Raw genomic sequence first — 19450 nt, forward strand, 5'->3', positions numbered from 1 at the left:
GAATGCATCACTCACGACTGCTCGCGCGGATCCAGTGCGTCGCGCAGCCCGTCACCCAGCAGGTTGAAACCAAGTACCGTCAGGAAAATGGCGATACCGGGGAAAATCGACATCCAGGGCGCCTGCTCGACGAAGTCCTTGGCCGTGTTGAGCATGGAGCCCCACGACGGCAGCGGCGGCAATTGCCCCAGCCCGAGAAACGACAGACTGGCTTCGGCGATGATCGCCGTGGCCACCGTCAGACTCGCCTGCACGATGATCGGCGGCAGCACGTTGGGCAGGATGTAGCGCACGATGATGCGCGCATCCGTGAGCCCGATCGCGCGCGCGCCTTCGACATACTCCTCGGCCTTCACGCTCAGCGCCTGGGCCCGCGCGAGACGCACGAATCGCGGCATGGCCGAGACACCGATGGCGATCATGGCATTCGTGAGACTCGCCCCGAGAAATGCCGCCATCGCAATGGCAAGAATCAGGAAAGGGATCGACAGCAGGGCGTCCGCCAGGCGCGAGATGATGGCATCGACCCAGCGCCCGAAGTAGCCCGCCAGCAAGCCCAGCGGCACGCCCACGAGCACCGCGATGCCGACCGACACCACGCCGGCGGCGAGCGACGCCCGCGCGCCGAAGATCATGCGCGCCAGCACGTCGCGCCCCAGTTCGTCGGTGCCGAACCAGTGAAGCGCGCTCGGCGCCTGACGCACCGTCATGAAACTCGTGGCGATCGGATCGTACGGCGAGAGCCAGGGCGCGAACAGCGCCACGAAAACGGCAAACACCACGATGAGCGCGCCGGCCACCGCCGCCCGGTTGCGCGCGAACTTGCGCAGCCCGCGGTAGCGCCGCCGCGGCAGTCGCTCGGAGGCGGCGGCTGCCGGTGCGCGCGCCGCACCCGGAGTCGGCGAGGCCTGTGAGGAGGATGAGGTCGTGGGCAATGCGGCCATGTTCGGTGGGCGTTCGTTCGGTAGTCTCAGGCGCGACGCAGGCGCGGGTTGAGCAGGACATAGAGCACGTCGGCGAGCAGGTTCAGCACGATGAAGCTCACGGCGGTGACCAGTACCACGCCCTGCACCACCGCATAGTCGCGGTTGAACACGGCGTCGACCACCAGTTTGCCGAAGCCCGGAATCGTGAATACCTGCTCCGTGAGCACCGCTCCCGCCAACAATTCGCCGAAGAGCAGCGCCAGCACCGTGACGATCGGAATCAGTGCGTTGCGCAATGCATGCTTGAGCACCACGGTGCCGCGCAGCAAACCCTTGGCACGTGCCGTGCGGATATAGTCGGTGCGCAGCACGCCGAGCATGGCGCTGCGGGTATGGCGCATGAGCTGCGCACCGAGCGCGGCGCCGAGCACGAACGCCGGCATCACCATTGTCTTGAGGCTCATCCAGAGATCCTCGCCCGGCGGCACGTAGCCCGACGACGGCAACAACTGCCAGCGTACCGAAACGAGGAATATCAGCAGGATGCCGAGCCAGAAGTTCGGAATGGACATGCCCGAGAGCGCCAGCACGTTCGCGCCATAGTCGATCGCGCTCCCGCGATTGGCCGCCGAAAGGATGCCCAGCGGAATGCCGATGCCAATGGCGATCACCAGACCGAACAGCGCCAGTTGCAGCGTGACGGGCAACTTCTGCGCGATGAGCGTGGTCACCGGCTCGCCGGTGCGCAGCGAGGTGCCGAGATCGCCGCGCATGACGTCGCGCATCCACAACGCATACTGGGTGGGCAACGGCTTGTCGAGGTGATACTTCTCGCGCAGCGCGGCAATGACCTGCGGGTTCTGGTCCTCGCCGGCCATCGCGAGCACGGGATCGCCGGGCAGCATCTTCTGCAGCCCGAAGATCATCATCGAGACGATGATCAGCGTGGGAATGGCTACCAGCGCGCGATGAACGACGAGGCGCAGCATGACGGCTCCCTTACTTCACGCTCACGCCGCGCAGGCGAATCAGCCCGTCGGGGTATGGCACGAACCCCTGCACCTTCTTGCTGAGCACGTACGGCCACGGTTGCACGTACAGGTACAGGATGGGATCTTCGTCGGACAGAATCTTGTTGGCCGCGTCGTAGATGGGCTTGCGCTCGGCCACGGTCGATTTCACGCGCCCCTCGTTGAGCAGCTTGTCGACCTCGGCATTGCAATACTGACCGTAGTTCAGGTTGCCCTTGCAGGTCACGAACTGGTGCAGGTTGCCATCCGGGTCGACACGGCCGGACCAGCCGTTGTAGAGCACGTCGAAGTCGCCGCGATGCGCCGCGTCGAGCGCCGCCGCATAGTCCATCGGGCGCAGCTTGAGCTGGATGCCCGCCTCGGCCAGCATGGCCTGCAGCATCTGCGCCATCTGATTGGCGACCGTGTTGTTGCCGAAACTCAGCGTCACGTCGATCTTGTCGAAGCCGGCCGACTTGAGCAGCGCCTTCGCCTTCGCCACGTCGCGTTTGGTCGTCTTGATGGCGGTGTCGTAGTACTGGCCCGAGCGCGGCAACGCCTGATTCGCGGGCGTGAAGATGCCGCCGCCGATCACCTGGTTGATCGCGTCGCGGTCGATGGCAAGGTCGAACGCCTGACGCACCCGCTTGTCGCGCAACGCCTTGGGGGCGTTGGCCGCCACGTTGAACGTCAATCCGTAGTAGCCCAAACCGTCGATGGACACGAAGTTCAGATTCGCATCGCGCTTGACCGATTTGACGTCGGACGGCGCAAGACGCTCGAGCATGTCGAGCGAGCCGGAACGCACGTTGGCCAGCCGCACGGTCGTATCGGGAATCGGCAGGTAGATGACCTTCTGGATGGGATACTTGTCCGCCTCCCAGAACCCCGCGAATTTTTCCAGGACCACACGATCGTTCTGCACGCGCTGCACGAACTTGTACGGCCCGGAACAGACCGGGTGCGATTGCACGGCCGCGTCGTCGGCGAGGGTCTTGGGCGCGAGCATCATGCCCGCGCGATCGGACAGCGTGGCGAGCAGCGCGGAATCGGGTGCCTTGAGCACGATGTTGACCGTGTGGTCGTCCACCGCGTCGACACGATCGATCGACGACAGCTCGCTCTTCCGGTTGCTGGCCGGCAAGCTGCGCGCGCGATCGAGGTTCGCTTTGACGGCCTTGGCGTCGAACGGTTCGCCGTCGTGGAACTTCACGCCCTGGCGCAATTTGAAGGTCCACGTCTTGCCGTCCGCGCTCACGCTCCACGAGGTGGCCAGCATCGGCACGAACTTCAGATCCGTGCCGATGTCGACCAGCGAGCTGCACAACGAGCGCAGCACCATGCGGTCGACGACCTGCGAACTGCGCGCCGGATCGAGCGAACCGATGTCTTCCTGCAGGCCGATGCGAAGCGTCGACTGAGCCATCGCCGAAGCGGTGCCGGTCGCGAGAAGCGCCGCCAACGCCATATCGAGCAGAACATTGCGCATGCGTGAGACCCCTTTGTCAGTAACGGTGTTGTTGATGTGTGGAAAAGCCATGCTCATGCCGGAACCGACGTGCCCGGCCGATTCCCCGCATCGATCTGCGCCTGGCGCGCCCGGTACAGCGCGAGACGCACGCCCAGTTTGTCGCTCGGCGCCACTGCGCGGGCCGGGCTCGCACCCGCGTTCTGGATCTCGCGCCAGAAATGGCAGGCGACCTGTCGTCCGTCGGGCAGCACTTCGTCGATCGGGCGCTGTTCGCGGCACGCCGCGCGCGCATGCGGGCAGCGTGGATGAAAGCGACAACCCGGCGGCGGTGCGGTCGGACTCGGCAGCTCACCGCCCAACGGCGCGCGCTCGCGTCGCATGTGCGGACGGCTGGCCGGAATCGCCTGCAACAGGGCCTGCGTGTAGGGGTGCAGCGGGTTGTCGAACAGCGCGTCGGCGCTGGCCAGCTCGACGATTTCCCCAAGGTACATCACGGCGACACGGTCGCTCATGTGACGAATCACCGCGAGATCGTGCGCGACCATGATCAGCGTCAGGCCGAAGTCGTGCTTCAACCGCTCCAGCAAGTTGATGACCTGCGCCTGTACGGAGACGTCGAGGGCCGAGACAGGCTCGTCGCCAACGATCACGCGCGGCTCACCCGCCAGCGCCCGGGCGATGCCGATGCGCTGACGCTGGCCTCCCGAGAATTCGTGCGGGTAGCGCTGTGCGTAGTCAGGCTGCAGGCCGACGGTGCGCAACAGTTCGGCCACGCGCTCGTCGCGCGCACGGCCACGTGCCAGACCGTGCAGCGCGATGGGCTCGCCGATCAGCCCCCCACGGTCATGCTCGGATTGAGCGACGCGAACGGGTCCTGGAAGATGATCTGCAACTCGCGCCGCAGCCTGCGCATCGCGCCCGCCCCCAGCGTCATGAGGTCCTCGCCCTGGTAGCGAACCTCACCGCGTGTGGCGTCGAGCAGGCGGAGCAGCAATCGCCCGAGCGTGGATTTGCCGCATCCCGACTCGCCGACGATGGCGAATGTCTCGCCCGCCTGAACGCTGAATGACACGCCGTTCACGGCGTACACCGTGGGAGCGCGGGAAAAGCCGACGCGGTGACCGCCAAAGTGCCGGGTCAGGTCGCGCGCTTCGAGCAATGCGGGAGACGCGTTCATGCAACAACCTCTTCCCTCGGGGTGGACGGGGGGATGAGCGCTTCGACGGGCGCGAGCCAGCACGCCACCCGATGCGAACCCGACAGCGTCCGCTCGACGGGGGCCTCGCGCGTGCAACGCGCTTCGGCAAACGGGCAGCGCGGCGCGAAACGGCAGCCCGCCGGCATGCGCTCGGGGGGCGGCACCGCCCCGCGAATCGTCGCCAGGGTGCCTTCCCGCTTGCCGATGGACGGAATCGCCCCCATCAACCCAATCGTGTAAGGATGCTGCGGGTCGTCGAATATCTCGTCGACCGTGCCGTACTCGACGATGCGCCCGGCGTACATGACAGCGACGTCGTCGGCCACTTCCGCGACCACGCCCAGGTCGTGCGTGATCAGCACGACGGCAGTCCCGGTTTCGCGCTGCAACGTCTGGATGAGCGTGAGCACCTGCGCCTGAATGGTCACGTCGAGCGCGGTGGTCGGCTCGTCGGCGATGAGCAGCGCCGGACGGTTGGCGAGCGCCATGGCGATCATCACGCGCTGGCGCATGCCGCCGGAGAGTTCGTGCGGATAGTTATCGAGCCGTGTCTCGGGCGCGGGAATGCGCACCCGCTTGAGCATTTCGAGCGCCTCGGCGCGTGCGGCACGCCTGTCCAGTCCGCGATGGCGGCGAATTCCCTCTTCGATCTGATGACCGATGGTGAACGCCGGATTGAGCGAGGTCATCGGCTCCTGAAAGATCATCGCGAGACGATTGCCGCGCAGATCGGCAAAGTCGCGCTCGCGCAACGCGAGCAGATCCTGGCCCTCGAACATGGCGCGGCCAGCCACCAGGTTCGCCGGCGGGCTGGGCAACAGCCCCATGAGCGCGAGCGACGTCACGCTCTTGCCACACCCCGATTCGCCGACGATACACAGCGTCTTGCCGGGGTGCACGGCGAACGAAACACCGTCGATCAAATTGGGCGCGTCGGGCGCCTGGCTGAACTTCAGCGACAGTCCGGCGACTTCGAGCACCGGTCCGGCGTTGGCGGGCATGGTCATGGGCGCGGGAAAAAGGTGGCGATCCGGTCATGAGGAATGTGCATGACACGATTATGTCTCCCGCGCAGTCACAGGAAATATTAATATTTCTTTTTCACGCGTAAGTTATTTTTAAGTCCCGATGCTCACGTTGCGCATGTTGAAAACCTTCCGGCTGGTCGCGCAGACCGGCTCGTTTGCCGCGGCCGCCGAGCGCGCCGCGCTCACGCAGGCGGCCGTGAGCCTGCAGATGCGCGGCCTCGAGGACGCCGTCGGCCAGCGTCTGTTCGACCGGCGCGGCCGCCAGATCACGCTGACCCGGCAAGGGCGCGAGTTGTTTCCACGTGTCGAACAGATTCTCGCGCTCACAGCCGACCTGACCGCCACGCCTATCGACGCCATGCAGGGACCGGTGACCATCGGCGCGGTGGTCTCGGTCATCGGTGCGCTGTCGCTGGTGGTCGCCGAGCTGAAAACGGCGCACCCGCAACTCGACGTAAGGCTCACCTCGGCCCGCTCGGATGAACTGACGGATCTGGTGGAGCAGGGCGAAGTGGACATTGCGGCCGTGGTCGCGCGAGCGGACGACGCGCGCGCCGAAGGTCTCGTGTGGACGCCCCTCTATACCGAGCCGATGGCGATGGTGGTCAATCGCGACGTCGCGCAGACGGATCCGCAGCACATTCTCGACACGCACGCCTTTCTGCGTTTCGACCGGCGCGTGCGCACCGGCATGGTGGTCGAGCAGGCACTGCGCTCGGCAAAGCTCACCGTCATGGAGTACCTGGAGCTCAACTCCATCGAAACAATCGTCGCGCTCGTGCGCAAGAACGTCGGTGTGTCGGTGCTGCCGCTGTTGCATCGCGGCGACTGGCAATCCGACCCGCTGCTGCGCATCGTGCCGATCGCCGATCCGCCCTTGCTGCGCACCGTTGGCATGATTCACCGCGCGCACGACGCGCGCACCCACAACATCACCACCGCGATCGTTCGCATGCTGCACGACGTCTAGCGGGAAATGCGACAACGGCGCGAACGATGTCGCGCCGTTGGCAAAGGACCGCAGTCGGGCTTCGATTCAGTCGCGTGTCTCGAGCGCCTTGTTGATGCGCAGCGCAAGCAGCGTGCAGACGGCGCCCGAGAGCAGGTAGCCGCTCACCGCGATCAGCCCGAATTCGGACGAGAGCCCCAGTGCGACGAGCGGCGCGAATGCGGCGCCGAACAGCCAGGCGAAGTCTGTCGTGAGCGCCGCGCCCGTGTAACGGAAGCGCTGCTCGAAGTTCGACGTCACCGTGCCCGCCGCCTGCCCGTAAGACAAGCCGAGGAGGCCGAAGCCCACCAGAATGAAGATGTCCTGCCGGGTCGAACCGCCGCCCATGAGGAACGGCGCGAACAGCGCGAAGATTCCGATCAGGATCGCGAACAGGCCCAGCGTGGTGCGCCGTCCGATCCGGTCAGCGATGCGCCCGGAAAGCACGGTGCAGACGATGGCGATCCCCGCACCGCACAGCTGCACGATCAGCACACTGTCCAGATCCTGCGTGTTCTGTAGCGAGATCCACGACAGCGGAAACACCGTGACCAGGTGAAACAGCGCGTAGCTCGCGAGCGCGGCAAACGCGCCAAGAAAGATGTTGTACCCCTGCGAGCGCACCATCTCCCGCGTGCTGATCGGCTCCAGCTGCCCTTCCTCCAGCATCTCGGTGTATTCGTGCGTGACCACCAGGCGCAACCGGGCGAACAGGGCCACCACGTTCACGGCGAACGCCACGTAGAACGGATAGCGCCAGCCCCAGGTGAGAAAGTCGTCGGACTCGAGACTCCAATGCAGGAACAGGAACAGCGCGCCCGCGATGATGAAGCCGATCGGCGCGCCCAACTGCCCCATCATCGAATACCAGCCGCGCCGCTGCGGCGGCGCATTCATCGCCAGCAGCGACGGCAAACCGTCCCACGAACCACCGAAGCCGATGCCCTGCAGCAGGCGGAAGAACGCAAGCAGCCAGATCGAGCGCTCGCCCAGCACCGAGTAACCGGGCAGGAACGCCATGCCGGCGGTGGCCGTACCCAGCACGAAAAGCGCCGCCGTGAGCTTCACGCTGCGCCCCCAGCGACGCTGCACGGTCATGAACAACGCCGTGCCGAATGGGCGAGAGATGAAAGCGAACGAGAAGATCGCGAACGCGTACAGCAGTCCGTGCAGATCGTCGGCGAACGGGAAGAAAACGTGGGGAAATACGAGGACGGCGGCAATGCCGAACACAAAGAAATCGAAATACTCGGAGGCGCGTCCGACAACCACGCCAACCGCGATTTCCTCGGGCGCAATGCGGGACTTGCTCCCGTGATCGTGCGCCGTGGTCGCGATGGGTACGCCCGGGGGCGTCGGCGATTGATGAGCACTGCTTGACATTATCGGACCCCCTTCGGATCGGGATGACGATGGCATACTCGCGCCAGAAAAGCATCGCAGGTATCGCCCGTCCCCGCCATAGGGTTTACCCTAAATTGATGCATCTGGGAGGGGAGTCCATGATGGGTACGGTCTGAGGCTACGGTTCATCGATCGCAGCATGACTTCCCCCAAGTTCCTTCGCGGGGTATTTTTACTCCCCGCCGCCGCACTGCTGTCCGGTTGCAATACCGTATTGATGTCGCCTTCGGGCGATCTTGCGGTAAGGCAGCGGGACATCATCATCGTTTCCACCATTCTGATGTTGCTGATCATCGTACCGGTGATCGTGCTGACATTGCTCTTCGCGTGGCGATACCGGGCGTCGAACAAGGCGGCGGTCTACACGCCCGAATGGGACCACTCGACTCTGCTCGAGCTGCTGATCTGGGCCGCGCCACTGCTCATCATCATCGCGCTGGGCGCCCTCACCTGGGTGAGCACGCACAAGCTCGATCCGTACCGCCCGCTCGAGCGCATCGACGCCAGGCGGGAGATCCCTCCCGACACCCGGCCACTGACCGTGCAGGTCGTGGCGATGGACTGGAAGTGGCTATTCTTCTACCCCGACCAGGGCATTGCGACGGTCAATGAACTCGCGGCCCCCGTCGACCGGCCGATCCGCTTCGAGATCACGTCGACGACGATGATGAATTCGTTCTTCGTGCCGGCGCTCGCCGGACAGGTCTACGCCATGCCCGGCATGGAAACCAAGCTGCATGCGGTCATCAACAAGGCCGGCGTCTATGACGGCTTCTCAGCGAACTACAGCGGCGCGGGCTTCTCCGGCATGCGCTTCAAGTTCCACGGCCTGTCGCCGGAGGCCTTCGATGCGTGGGTCCAGCAGGTCAAGACCAAGGGCGACAACCTCACGCGCGAGAAGTACGAGGCGCTCACCAGGCCAAGCGAGTGGGTGCCCGTGCATTACTACGGCGACGTGGCGCCCAATCTCTACGACGCCATCCTGAACCGCTGCGTGCAGACCGGGCAAACGTGTCTGAAAGACATGATGGATCAGCCCAACCATCAGCACGCGAGCCGTGCGGGGCGCACCGGCCCGACGCAGGCAATGCTTGCCGACGCCATGTGCACCGCGCAGAACACCATGCAGTTCGCGGCGCGGACCGGCCTCGCCCCCGGCGCGGCACTCACCCGGTGACGCGCACTGCGCCCAACCCTCGACAATGATGCGCCTTGCGCGCGAATGATCCCAGGTTCGAGCTTATGGACATCGTCAAGCTGATCTTCGGCCGCCTCACGATCGAGGCGATCCCGTACCACGAACCCATCCTGCTCGCCACGTTTGCAGGGGTGGCGCTCGGCGGCATCGTCGTGGTGGGCGCCATCACCTACTTCAGGCTGTGGGGCTATCTGTGGCGCGAGTGGTTCACCAGCATCGACCACAAGCGTATCGGCGTGATGTACGTGGTCCTGGGCATCGTGATGCTGCTGCGCGGCTTCGCCGACGCCGCGATGATGCGCCTGCAACAGGCGATCTCGTTCGGCGACAACATGGGCTATCTGCCGCCGCACCACTACGATCAGATCTTCACCGCGCACGGCGTGATCATGATCTTCTTCGTGGCCATGCCGCTCGTGACCGGACTCATGAACTTCGTGGTGCCACTACAGATCGGCGCGCGCGACGTGGCCTTCCCGTTCCTCAACAACTTCAGCTTCTGGATGACCGTGAGCGGCGCGGTGCTGGTCATGATGTCGCTCTTCGTCGGCGAGTTCGCCCGCACCGGCTGGCTCGCGTATCCACCGCTGTCGGGGATTCTGCAGAGCCCGGATGTCGGGGTGGATTACTACATATGGGCGTTGCAGATCGCGGGGGTCGGCACCCTGCTCTCGGGCATCAACCTGCTGGTGACCATCGTGAAGATGCGCGCACCCGGCATGACGATGATGCGCATGCCCGTCTTCACCTGGACGTCGCTATGCACCAACGTGCTGATCGTGGCGGCTTTCCCGGTGCTCACCGCCGTGCTGGCGCTGCTCGCGCTCGATCGCTACGCCGGCACCAACTTCTTCACGAACGATCTCGGCGGCAACGCCATGATGTACGTGAACCTCATCTGGATCTGGGGCCACCCCGAGGTCTACATTCTCGTGCTGCCCGTGTTCGGCGTGTTCTCGGAAGTCGTGGCCACGTTCTCGGGCAAGCGTCTGTTCGGGTATGCGTCGATGGTGTACGCCACGGTCGTGATCACGGTGCTGTCCTACCTCGTGTGGCTGCACCACTTCTTCACGATGGGCTCCGGGGCCAGCGTGAACTCGTTCTTCGGCATCACGACGATGATCATCTCGATACCGACCGGGGCGAAGATCTTCAACTGGCTGTTCACCATGTACCGCGGCCGGATCCGCTTCGAAGTGCCCATGCTCTGGACCGTCGGCTTCATGGTGACGTTCGTGATCGGGGGCATGACCGGCGTGCTGCTGGCCGTGCCGCCCGCCGACTTCTCGCTGCACAACGGTCTGTTCCTGATCGCGCACTTCCACAACGTGATCATCGGCGGCGTGATCTTCGGCATCATGGCGGCCATTACCTACTGGTTCCCGAAGGCGTTCGGCTACCGGCTCGATCCGTTCTGGGGCAAGTGCTCGTTCTGGTTCTGGTTCATCGGCTTCTATGTCGCCTTCATGCCGCTATACCTGCTCGGCCTGATGGGCGTGACGCGCCGCGTGAGTCACTTCGACGACATGTCGCTGCAAATCTGGTTCCAGATCGCCGCGGTGGGGGCGCTGCTCATCGCGATCGGTATTGGTTGCTTCATCATCCAGCTGGTCGTGAGCTTCCTGCGCCGCGACCAGTTGCGCGACGACACCGGCGATCCATGGCACGGCCGTACGCTCGAATGGTCGACCTCGTCGCCGCCGCCGGTCTACAACTTCGCCTTCACCCCGCTCGTGCATGACAACGACGCCTGGTGGCAGATGAAGCAACAAGGCTTCAAGCGGCCGATGGACGGCTTCATTCCGATCCATATGCCGAAGAACACCTCGGCCGGCATCTTCCTTGCCGGGCTGGCCACGGTGTGCGGGTTCGGACTCATCTGGCACATGTGGCTGGTGGTGATCGTGGCATTCGTCGCCTTGCTGGCGGTCGCCATCGGTCACACGTTCAACTATCACCGCGACTACTACATCCCGGCCGATCAGGTCGAACACACGGAGGCAGCGCGCACGCGACTGCTCGCCCAGCATGTCTGATACGACCGCAACCTTCCCGGCAGGCGGCGCCCCGCTCGGCGCCCACACGCCGGCGCCGCCGCGCGACGGCGAGCTGAAGTTCATGATGACGAGCGACTACCACCCGCCCAATGGGACGCTGCTCGGCTTCTGGGTCTACCTGATGAGCGACTGTCTCGTGTTCGCCTGCCTCTTCGCGGCGTATGGCGTGCTCGGTCGCAACTACGCGGGCGGACCGACCGGCGCCGAGCTGTTCGAGTTGCCGCTGGTCGCCCTGAACACGACGTTCCTGCTGCTCTCGTCGATCACCTACGGCTTTGCCATGCTCGAGATGCAGAAGCGCCGCCAGGGCGCCACGCTCGGGTGGCTGGCGATCACCGGCTTGCTCGGCGCGGCGTTCCTCTCGCTCGAACTCTACGAGTTCGCCAACCTCATTCACGAAGGCGCGGGGCCGTGGCGCAGCGCGTTCCTGTCGTCGTTCTTCACGCTGGTGGGCACGCACGGGCTGCACGTAACGTTCGGCATCATCTGGCTCATCACCCTCATGGTGCAGGTCGGCAAGCACGGCCTCACCGCGCCCAACCGCCGCCGCCTGATGTGCCTGTCGATGTTCTGGCACTTTCTCGACGTCGTGTGGATCGGCGTCTTCACCTTTGTCTATCTCATGGGAGTGCTGCCGTGAGCGCGCACGATTCGACCCTGCACGACGCCGACGGTCATGGTCACGACCACGACCACGATCACGAGGAAGGCCCGCACAGCACCCTGCGCGGCTACGCCACGGGCTTCATCCTGTCGATCATTCTCACCGCGATACCATTCTGGTTCGTGATGGGCGGTGTGTTCGAGAAATCGAGCACGACGGCGATCATGATCCTGTTCCTGGGCGCGATTCAGATCGTCGTGCACATGATTTACTTCCTGCACATGAACGGCAGGTCGGAGGGCGGCTGGAACCTGCTCTCACTGATTTTCACGATCGTGCTCGTGGTCATTACCCTTTCCGGGTCGCTCTGGGTCATGTATCACCTGAACCAGAACATGATGCCGGGTATGATGCAGGATACGAAGAACCTTCCCTGAACGGCATTTCCCTTGAGCAGCAATCGACTTCACGATTCGGGGGACGCACAGCGTCCCCCGCGCACTTCCGGTGCGCCCTCCCGCCCCTCCCCCTTCCGGCTGGTCATTCTCGGCGTGATCACGCTGGCCCTGGTGGGTGTCTTCACCTCGCTCGGCACCTGGCAGTTGCATCGTCGGGCGTGGAAGCTCGATCTGATCGAGCGCGTGAATTCGCGTGTGCACGCGCCGGCCACGCCCGCACCGACACGCACGCAATGGCCGGGCGTCAACGCGGCTGGCGACGAGTACCGGCATGTCTCGCTGCGCGGCACTTACGCGTTCGACAAGGACACGCTGGTGCAGGCGGTCACCGACCTGGGCGGCGGATATTGGGTACTCACCCCACTGCGCACGGCCGATGGCAGCGAGGTGCTGATCAACCGCGGCTTCGTGCCGCCGGGCTGGAAGGAGGCCGTGCCGCCCACGCCCGCCGGCGAGGTCGTGGTCACCGGCCGGCTCCGCATGCCCGAGACGGGCGGCGGCTTTCTGCGCAAGAACGTGCCGTCGGAGAATCTCTGGTATTCGCGGGATGTTGCTGCCATCGCCGCCGCTCGCGGTCTCGCGGCCGCCGACGTCGCGCCCTACTTCGTCGACGCAGACGGTAAGCCTGGCGCAAGCGCGGCAGGCAACGCCGTGCGCGGCGACGCCGAAGCCATGACCGGGACGGCGGCGGTACGCGATTATCCCGTCGGCGGCCTGACCGTGGTGCAGTTCCCGAACAATCACATGAGCTATCTGCTGACGTGGTACGCGCTGGCCATCATGTCGGCGGTGGCGGGATGGTTCGTCATTCGCCTCGAACTGCGCAAGCGCGCCGATTGAATCACGCGGCGATGGCGGCAATCCGGGTTGCGATCTGCAGCAGCCGCGCATCGTCGAGCGCGGCGTAGCCCACCACCAGCGCCGACGCCGACGCCGCGAGCGACGAGCGCGTGAATTCCCGCAATCCTTCCACGAACACGCCCGCTTCGCGCAGCGCGGCCACGAGCGCCGCCTCGTCCACCTGTGGTGGCAGCCAGAGAACGAAATGGAAGCCCGCGTGCTCGCCATTCAATGGAGAAATTCGATGGAGTTGGCACAACGAGAAGCGGTCGGGGCAAAGTACAGCGCCGCCGCCATGCGGCGCGCGCAGGCGCTGACCTGGGAAGCGACCGAGAAGATCGCGGCGCTCATCAAACCCGGCATGCGCGAATCGGAAGCGATCGCCGCCGGCAAGGCGCTGCTCGGCACACTGGGCATGGACCGCATCTGGCATCCCGTACTGATCCGCTTCGGCGAGAATACGCTGCGCACCTTCAGCGAGCGCAGCGACGTCGACCCGGTGCTCGGAGACGACGACATCTACTTCATCGACATCGGCGTGGTGTTCGGCGCGCACGAAGGCGACTGCGGCTTTACCCGCACGACAGGCACCGATCCGGAAATGCAGCGTTGCGCCCGCGACGCGCGGCGTCTGTTCGATGTCGTGCACGCCCATTGGCGCGAGCACGGCGTGAGCGGCCAGGCCCTGTACCAGTTCGCGAAAACGCAGGCCGAGGCGATGGGCTGGGTGCTCAACCTCGACATCAGGGGCCATCGCGTGAGCGACTTTCCCCACGCCATCTACAAGGGCGGCAAGCTCGGCGACCTGGCGGACACCCCGAACGGCGGTCTGTGGATCCTCGAGATCCAGATTGCCCACCCGACGCGCCCTTTCGGCGCGTTCTACGAAGACTTGCTCGTCTGACCCCAGGCGTGGCGGATGCACAACGGGCCCGCATAGGACGCCGAGGCTTTTCCGACTTTTCCGAACTTTTGCCCACGTCTTGCCGGGCGATTCTCCCAGTTTCATCGCAGATGTTCGCGGCCGACATCTGACCCTTTATCGCGCTCCGCCAGCACCGGCGCGGGAGTGGCCCCATTGAGACGAATTGTCCAGTGCGGCGCGAAACCTCGTTGCGGCCCGCCGTCAGGACTTTCGTTGCATCTTTCCCCAATTACCCATTTTGCGTTACCGTTCGTTAGTCGACGGAACGCTCACGCGCGGCGGCATGGCAACGGAGACGTCGCCGGCGTCCCTCTCTCGGGGATGCGGGCGAGTTGCCTGTCACGCATCGTCCGTCGTCGGCGCAGTGGAAATGGAAGTGGTGGTTTGTGGTTGTTAGCCGTTCCTCTCGTTCATCTCGCCCATCTCGCTCAGACAAGAACCATAGAAAGACGATGAAAAATCCAACCTTCACCAAAGCGCTCTTCGCCACAGCCCTGAGCTGTGCGCTGTTCAACGTTCACGCGGCATCGCAGGCGCCGGTCGGCGCCGAGAACGGCATGGTCGTGACGGCCCAGCATCTCGCCTCGAAAGTCGGCGTCGACGTGCTCAAAGCCGGCGGCAACGCCGTCGATGCCGCCGTTGCGGTGGGCTACGCCCTGGCCGTGGTGTATCCGGCCGCGGGCAACCTCGGCGGCGGCGGTTTCATGACGATCCAGCTCGCCGACGGCCGCAAGACCTTCCTCGACTTCCGCGAGAAGGCGCCGCTCGCTGCCACCGCGAACATGTATCTCGACAAGGACGGCAACGTCATCAAGGGCGCCTCGACCACCGGCTATCTGGCCGTGGGTGTGCCGGGCACCGTGTCGGGCATGGAATATGCGCGTGAGAAATACGGCACGAAAACGCGCCAGCAACTGATCGCGCCGGCCCTTACGCTCGCCGAAAAGGGTTTCGTGCTCGAACAGGGCGATGCGGACATGCTCTGGACATCGACCAAGGATTTCGAAAAGGATCGCGCCAACTCGGGCGCCATCTTCCTGAACAAGGGCCAGCCGTTTCAGCCCGGCGAGCGACTCGTGCAAAAGGATCTCGCGCGTACGCTCAAGCTGATCAGCGCCAAGGGCACTGACGGATTCTACAAGGGAGAAGTCGCCGACAAGCTCGTCGCGTCGATGAAGGCCGGCGGCGGCATCATCACGCAGGCCGACCTCGATCAGTACAAGACGCGCGAACTGGCACCGGTCGAGTGCGACTATCGCGGCTATCACGTGGTCTCGGCGCCGCCCCCGAGCTCCGGCGGCGTGGTGATCTGCGAGATCATGAACATTCTCGAAGGCTACCCGATGAAGGACCTCGGCTTTCACTCGGCCCAGAGCGTGCACTACACCATCGAGGCCATGCGTCATGCGTATGTCGACCGCAACAGCTATCTGGGTGACCCGGATTTCGTGAACAATCCGATCGCCCATCTGCTCGACAAGAACTACGCCGCCAAGATTCGCGCGGCCATCGACCCGCACAAGGCCGGCATCTCGCAAGAGATCAAGCCAGGGGTGCCGCCGCACGAAGGCAGCAATACCACGCACTACTCCATCATCGACAAGGACGGCAATGCCGTGTCGGTCACCTACACGCTCAACGACTGGTTCGGCGCGAAGGTCATGGCCAACGGCACCGGCGTGTTGCTCAACGACGAGATGGACGACTTCACCGCGAAGGTGGGCGTGCCGAACCTGTACGGTCTGATCCAGGGTGAAGCGAACGCGATCGGGCCGGGCCGCCGTCCGCTGTCGTCAATGAGCCCGACCATCGTCACGAAGGACGGCAAGCCGGTCATGGTCGTGGGAACCCCGGGCGGCAGCCGCATCATTACCGCCACGCTGCTGACGATGCTCAATGTCATCGATTACGGCATGACGCTTCAGGAGGCCGTCGACGCACCGCGCTTCCACCAGCAGTGGATGCCGGAGGCGACCAACATCGAAGCGTTCGCGCTGAGCCCCGACACGCAGAAGATTCTGGAGAGCTGGGGACAGAAGTTCGCGGGCCCGCAACCGGCCAACCACGTGGCCGCGATTCTCGTCGGCGCGCCGTCACTCGGCGGCAAGCCTGTCGGCAAGAACCGCTACTACGGCGCGAATGACCCGCGTCGCAACACAGGACTGGCCCTCGGCTATTGAGAGTGCGGTGCGATCCGGGCAACGTCCGGATCCGACAGGACGCCAGGGCCGCGCTCGCGGCCCTGCTTTTTTGCCGACGCCGTCATGACGTCGCTGCACGGGTTGGCCGGATGACCAGGCTCGCTGGCCGAATCACGACAGCCGACGCGCCTCGCGATGGTCGAGCGTTGCTGACTTCGTATACCGAAGCGCCCACTTTTGTAACTTTTTGTAATACACCACCGAGAAATTCAGGAACTCCACGCGAGCGGGCCGTCCAACAGGTTTCCCCGTGTATTGCGCCCGCGTCCTGCGCGACGGTTCTCCGCCGTGCGCAGCCGTGTTTCTCTGCATGCACGCGTCGCCCGTCACCCTCTCACTACGGAACCGCGTGAAGATGTCCGCCTTGTGGTACCTGCCGCTCAGCCCCGACCTGCCCCGTCTCTACCGCCTGCCGCCGCGCACGATCGCGCTCGCCCGCTTCATGCTCTTCGGCGTGATACTGCTCATTGCGGGTCTGCCGGTGAGCGACGCGCTCGCCGCGAGCACCCACACCACAAGTACAGGCAAGCGGCGGAACGATGCGGTCAAGCAGAAGAGCACCGCCAAGGCGAGCGCGAAATCGGCCCATCGGAAAACGGCGACCGCGAGCCACTCGCGCAAGCGTGCGACGCGTCATGCGAAGGCGATGCCGGCGCGCAAAGGGCATCAGGCGCGCAGGCACGCGAAGTCACCGCGCCACGCGAAGGCGGCGAACGCGGCAAAGGTCAGTGCAAAACCCCGACTGCTCGCGCGTTGCGGCTTCACGCCGGCGTCGAGAAAACGCCTGTTTTCGCGCGCGGTCTACATCGTCGACGAAAAGACGCACACGCCGCTCTTCGCAAAGAATGCGGACCAGGTACGGCCCATCGCTTCACTCTCGAAGCTGATGACGGCCGTGGTGTGGCTCGATAGCGGCCCGTCGATGCGCACGCCGCTCACAGTCACCCAAGCCGATCTCGATACCCTCAAATTCACGCGCTCGCGCCTGCTCGTGGGTTCGACGCTGTCGCGTGCGGACATGCTGCACATCTCGTTGATGGCCTCGGAGAATCGCGCCGCGGCGGCACTGAGCCGCGATTACCCGGGCGGACGACCGGCATTCATCGCCGCGATGAACGCCAAGGCCCGCGCATTGAACATGCCCAACACGCGCTTCGAGAATTCGACGGGCCTGTCGCCCCGCAATGTGTCCACCGCGCGCGAACTCGCGCGACTCGTGCGTGCCTCGAATCGCTATGCGCTCATCCGCCGGTACTCGATCGACCATCAGCAACGCGTGCGTACCGGCAAGGGGCAGTTGCAATACGTCAACACCAACCGGCTGGTCCGCTACGGCAAGGTACACGCCAGCGTCCAGAAGACGGGCTTCATCAATGAATCGGGGCACAACATGGTGATGCGGGTCATGGTGCACAAGCAGCGCCCCGTGATCGTGACGATGCTCGGCAGCGATACCCCTGAAGGCTCGCGACTCGATGGCGTACGTATCGCGCATTGGTTGTCGTGTTCGCTGCGCTAGGCGTTGCCCGATGCCTGGTCCTGAACGACGCGGGAGATGCCAGTATCGGCATTTCCCGCGCCATCGTATCGCCGGCTAACGCACCCGCGCATGCCACCGGCCCCACACGGCCGTAGCGAACAGCAACAACGCGCCAGCGCCGATCACGGCGTCGAAGCCCTGATTGAACGCCGCGTTGGCCAGCGCCGTGAGCGCGTTGGCCGTGGGTGCCGGCAAATGTTCGGCGACGAGCAGCGCTTCGTCGAGACTGTCACGCACAGCATCCGGCAGCCCCGCCGCTTGCGGCACATCCATCGCACGACCGTAGACGAATGTCAGCAGGCTGCCCATGAACGTAACGCCGAGCGCGCCGCCGAGCTCGTACGACACCTCTTCGACGGATGCCGCCATGCCGGCGCGCTCGGGCGGCGCGCTCTGCATGATGGTGCTCGACGCCGCCGTCATCGTCGCACCGACCCCAAGCCCCAGCATCGCGAGCGACGTGATCGACAACGCCAGCCCCATGTCACGCACGACCAGATAGCCTGCCATGCCGGCCGCCGACATCAGCAAGGCAATCGGCAGAAGACGCGTGCTGCCCAGACGCGGCAGCACGCGCCCGGCGATCGGGCCCGCCACGAATGCCGCCAGCGAGAGCGGCATATTGGCCCAGCCGGCCTCGAGCGGCGAGTAGCCGAGCACCAGTTGCAAGCGCTGACTGAAGACAAGTTGCATGCCGATCAGGGCGGCCGCGGCCATCGATGCCGCCGCGACGGCACCCGCAAAGGCCGGATTGCGAAACAACGTGAAGTCGAGCAGCGGCTGCGCGCTGCGCCGCTGACGGTGCACGAACGCCCAGAGGAACATCGCACCTACCGCCAGCGCAACGGCCACCGCGAGCCATTCGGGCGAGGGCTTACCCGCGCTCTTGATCGCGTACGTCACCCCGATCAGGCCCGCCATGAAGAGCAGCGAGCCGACCCCATCCCACGGCCGCGTGGACGTCGCTCGCCCTTTGGGAATCAGCCACCATGCCAGCGGGATCGCCACGAGCACGATCGGCACGTTGATCAGGAAGACCGATCCCCACCAGAAGTGCTCGAGCAATGCGCCCCCGACGATCGGACCGAACGCCGCACCTCCCGAAGCCACCGACGCCCAGATGCCGATGGCGAGCGCCTGCTCGTGGGTATCGGTAAACGTGAGGCGGATGAGCGAGAGCGTGGCGGGCATCATCATGGCCGCCCCCACGCCGAGCACCCCACGGGCGACGATCAGGCTGCCTGCCTCGGGCGCGAACGCCGCGGCAAGCGACGCTGCGCCGAATACGGCGAGCCCCGCAAGGAAGAGGCGCTTGTGGCCAAGCCGATCGCCAAGCGTGCCCATGCCGAGCAGCAGGCCCGACACGACAAGCGCGTAGGCATTGACGATCCACAGCTTCGCGGACGCCGTTGCCGCAAGATCATGGGTCAGACGCGGTAACGCCGTGTACAGCACCGTCATGTCGATCACGATGAGCAGCAACGCCACCGACACAACGGCCAGCACCAGCCAGCGGCGGGCGCCGGTCATCCCGGTCACGGGTTTCGGCAAAGTTTGAAGGCTGGCCATCGGAATGCTCCTGTTGTCGCACATGGGTTCTGG

16 protein-coding genes and 1 pseudogene are annotated in these 19450 nt (G+C 64.9%); 9 read left to right on the plus strand and 8 right to left on the minus strand.

What is annotated here, in order from left to right; translation table 11 throughout:
- Positions 1-11: 11 nt before the first annotated feature.
- The 5 genes and pseudogenes from LV28_RS42940 to LV28_RS42960 all read right to left on the minus strand — a co-directional run bounded on the left by LV28_RS42940 (position 12) and on the right by LV28_RS42960 (position 5606).
- Positions 12-944 (minus strand): ABC transporter permease, encoded by a 933-nt coding sequence (locus LV28_RS42940; RefSeq protein ID WP_023873269.1) that lies wholly within the window; start codon positions 942-944, stop codon positions 12-14.
- Between the two features lie 26 nt (positions 945-970).
- Positions 971-1915 carry an ABC transporter permease gene (locus tag LV28_RS42945; RefSeq protein WP_023597332.1) on the minus strand — a complete coding sequence of 315 codons (945 nt, stop codon included), beginning with the start codon at positions 1913-1915 and terminating at the stop codon, positions 971-973.
- Between the two features lie 10 nt (positions 1916-1925).
- On the minus strand, positions 1926-3425 hold the full coding sequence (locus tag LV28_RS42950; protein ID WP_023873267.1) for an ABC transporter substrate-binding protein: 1500 nt from the start codon (positions 3423-3425) through the stop codon (positions 1926-1928).
- Positions 3426-3478: 53 nt separating this feature from the next.
- A pseudogene (locus LV28_RS42955) lies at positions 3479-4584 on the minus strand (ABC transporter ATP-binding protein).
- A complete protein-coding gene (locus LV28_RS42960) occupies positions 4581-5606 on the minus strand; it encodes an ABC transporter ATP-binding protein (RefSeq protein ID WP_218026216.1) in 1026 nt (341 codons plus the stop codon). Before LV28_RS42960 ends, LV28_RS42955 begins: the two are co-directional and overlap by 4 nt.
- Positions 5607-5733: 127 nt before the next feature.
- Between LV28_RS42960 and LV28_RS42965 the strand changes: the two genes are divergently transcribed.
- Positions 5734-6603 (plus strand): LysR substrate-binding domain-containing protein, encoded by an 870-nt coding sequence (locus tag LV28_RS42965; protein ID WP_038620152.1) that lies wholly within the window; start codon positions 5734-5736, stop codon positions 6601-6603.
- A 66-nt stretch (positions 6604-6669) separates the two neighbouring features.
- On the opposite strand, the gene LV28_RS42970 is transcribed toward LV28_RS42965, so the two are convergent.
- A complete protein-coding gene (locus tag LV28_RS42970; protein WP_023597337.1) occupies positions 6670-8004 on the minus strand; it encodes an MFS transporter in 1335 nt (444 codons plus the stop codon).
- A gap of 160 nt (positions 8005-8164) precedes the next feature.
- On the opposite strand from LV28_RS42970, the gene cyoA reads away from it, so the two are divergent.
- From cyoA to LV28_RS42995, 5 genes are all read left to right on the plus strand, one after another.
- Complete coding sequence (gene cyoA, locus LV28_RS42975; RefSeq protein WP_023597338.1) at positions 8165-9202, plus strand: ubiquinol oxidase subunit II; 1038 nt, start codon at positions 8165-8167, stop codon at positions 9200-9202.
- Positions 9203-9267: 65 nt separating this feature from the next.
- Positions 9268-11259 (plus strand): cytochrome o ubiquinol oxidase subunit I, encoded by a 1992-nt coding sequence (gene cyoB, locus LV28_RS42980; RefSeq protein WP_038620150.1) that lies wholly within the window; start codon positions 9268-9270, stop codon positions 11257-11259.
- Entirely contained in the window at positions 11252-11920 is a 669-nt protein-coding gene (gene cyoC, locus LV28_RS42985; protein ID WP_023597340.1) for a cytochrome o ubiquinol oxidase subunit III, read from the plus strand. The genes cyoB and cyoC overlap by 8 nt, the downstream gene beginning before the upstream one ends.
- Positions 11917-12321 (plus strand): cytochrome o ubiquinol oxidase subunit IV, encoded by a 405-nt coding sequence (gene cyoD, locus LV28_RS42990; RefSeq protein WP_023597341.1) that lies wholly within the window; start codon positions 11917-11919, stop codon positions 12319-12321. Before cyoC ends, cyoD begins: the two co-directional genes overlap by 4 nt.
- Positions 12322-12333: 12 nt before the next feature.
- Positions 12334-13182 carry an SURF1 family protein gene (locus tag LV28_RS42995; protein ID WP_304363895.1) on the plus strand — a complete coding sequence of 283 codons (849 nt, stop codon included), beginning with the start codon at positions 12334-12336 and terminating at the stop codon, positions 13180-13182.
- Between the two features lies 1 nt (position 13183).
- Here the strand turns inward: LV28_RS42995 and LV28_RS43000 are convergent, their stop codons facing one another.
- Positions 13184-13414 (minus strand): hypothetical protein, encoded by a 231-nt coding sequence (locus LV28_RS43000; protein WP_023873260.1) that lies wholly within the window; start codon positions 13412-13414, stop codon positions 13184-13186.
- 12 nt (positions 13415-13426) lie between these two features.
- On the opposite strand from LV28_RS43000, the gene LV28_RS43005 reads away from it, so the two are divergent.
- The 3 genes from LV28_RS43005 to LV28_RS43015 all read left to right on the plus strand — a co-directional run bounded on the left by LV28_RS43005 (position 13427) and on the right by LV28_RS43015 (position 17827).
- Positions 13427-14086 carry a M24 family metallopeptidase gene (locus tag LV28_RS43005; protein ID WP_038620148.1) on the plus strand — a complete coding sequence of 220 codons (660 nt, stop codon included), beginning with the start codon at positions 13427-13429 and terminating at the stop codon, positions 14084-14086.
- Positions 14087-14664: 578 nt separating this feature from the next.
- Positions 14665-16287 (plus strand): gamma-glutamyltransferase, encoded by a 1623-nt coding sequence (gene ggt / locus LV28_RS43010; protein ID WP_369798656.1) that lies wholly within the window; start codon positions 14665-14667, stop codon positions 16285-16287.
- Positions 16288-16681: 394 nt separating this feature from the next.
- Positions 16682-17827, plus strand: a complete 1146-nt coding sequence (locus LV28_RS43015; protein WP_048806842.1) for a serine hydrolase — start codon at positions 16682-16684, stop codon at positions 17825-17827.
- 75 nt (positions 17828-17902) lie between these two features.
- On the opposite strand, the gene LV28_RS43020 is transcribed toward LV28_RS43015, so the two are convergent.
- Positions 17903-19417, minus strand: coding sequence for an MFS transporter (locus tag LV28_RS43020; RefSeq protein WP_048806539.1), 1515 nt, complete (start codon positions 19415-19417; stop codon positions 17903-17905).
- Between the last annotated feature and the right edge of the window lie 33 nt (positions 19418-19450).

Origin of the sequence: Pandoraea pnomenusa, assembly GCF_000767615.3 — a bacterium.
GTDB classification, from domain to species: Bacteria; Pseudomonadota; Gammaproteobacteria; order Burkholderiales; family Burkholderiaceae; genus Pandoraea; species Pandoraea pnomenusa.

What these genes read in the sequence shown, in the direction of transcription:
- cyoB (WP_038620150.1), top strand. Translation starts at nt 9,268, where the DNA reads ATGGACATCGTCAAGCTGATCTTCGGCCGCCTCACGATCGAGGCGATC.
- LV28_RS42940 (WP_023873269.1), bottom strand. Translation starts at nt 944, where the DNA reads ATGGCCGCATTGCCCACGACCTCATCCTCCTCACAGGCCTCGCCGACT.
- LV28_RS42950 (WP_023873267.1), bottom strand. Translation starts at nt 3,425, where the DNA reads ATGCGCAATGTTCTGCTCGATATGGCGTTGGCGGCGCTTCTCGCGACC.
- cyoC (WP_023597340.1), top strand. Translation starts at nt 11,252, where the DNA reads ATGTCTGATACGACCGCAACCTTCCCGGCAGGCGGCGCCCCGCTCGGC.
- LV28_RS42970 (WP_023597337.1), bottom strand. Translation starts at nt 8,004, where the DNA reads ATGTCAAGCAGTGCTCATCAATCGCCGACGCCCCCGGGCGTACCCATC.
- LV28_RS43005 (WP_038620148.1), top strand. Translation starts at nt 13,427, where the DNA reads ATGGAGTTGGCACAACGAGAAGCGGTCGGGGCAAAGTACAGCGCCGCC.
- LV28_RS42965 (WP_038620152.1), top strand. Translation starts at nt 5,734, where the DNA reads ATGCTCACGTTGCGCATGTTGAAAACCTTCCGGCTGGTCGCGCAGACC.
- LV28_RS42945 (WP_023597332.1), bottom strand. Translation starts at nt 1,915, where the DNA reads ATGCTGCGCCTCGTCGTTCATCGCGCGCTGGTAGCCATTCCCACGCTG.
- ggt (WP_369798656.1), top strand. Translation starts at nt 14,665, where the DNA reads ATGGTCGTGACGGCCCAGCATCTCGCCTCGAAAGTCGGCGTCGACGTG.
- LV28_RS43020 (WP_048806539.1), bottom strand. Translation starts at nt 19,417, where the DNA reads ATGGCCAGCCTTCAAACTTTGCCGAAACCCGTGACCGGGATGACCGGC.
- LV28_RS42960 (WP_218026216.1), bottom strand. Translation starts at nt 5,606, where the DNA reads ATGCCCGCCAACGCCGGACCGGTGCTCGAAGTCGCCGGACTGTCGCTG.
- cyoA (WP_023597338.1), top strand. Translation starts at nt 8,165, where the DNA reads ATGACTTCCCCCAAGTTCCTTCGCGGGGTATTTTTACTCCCCGCCGCC.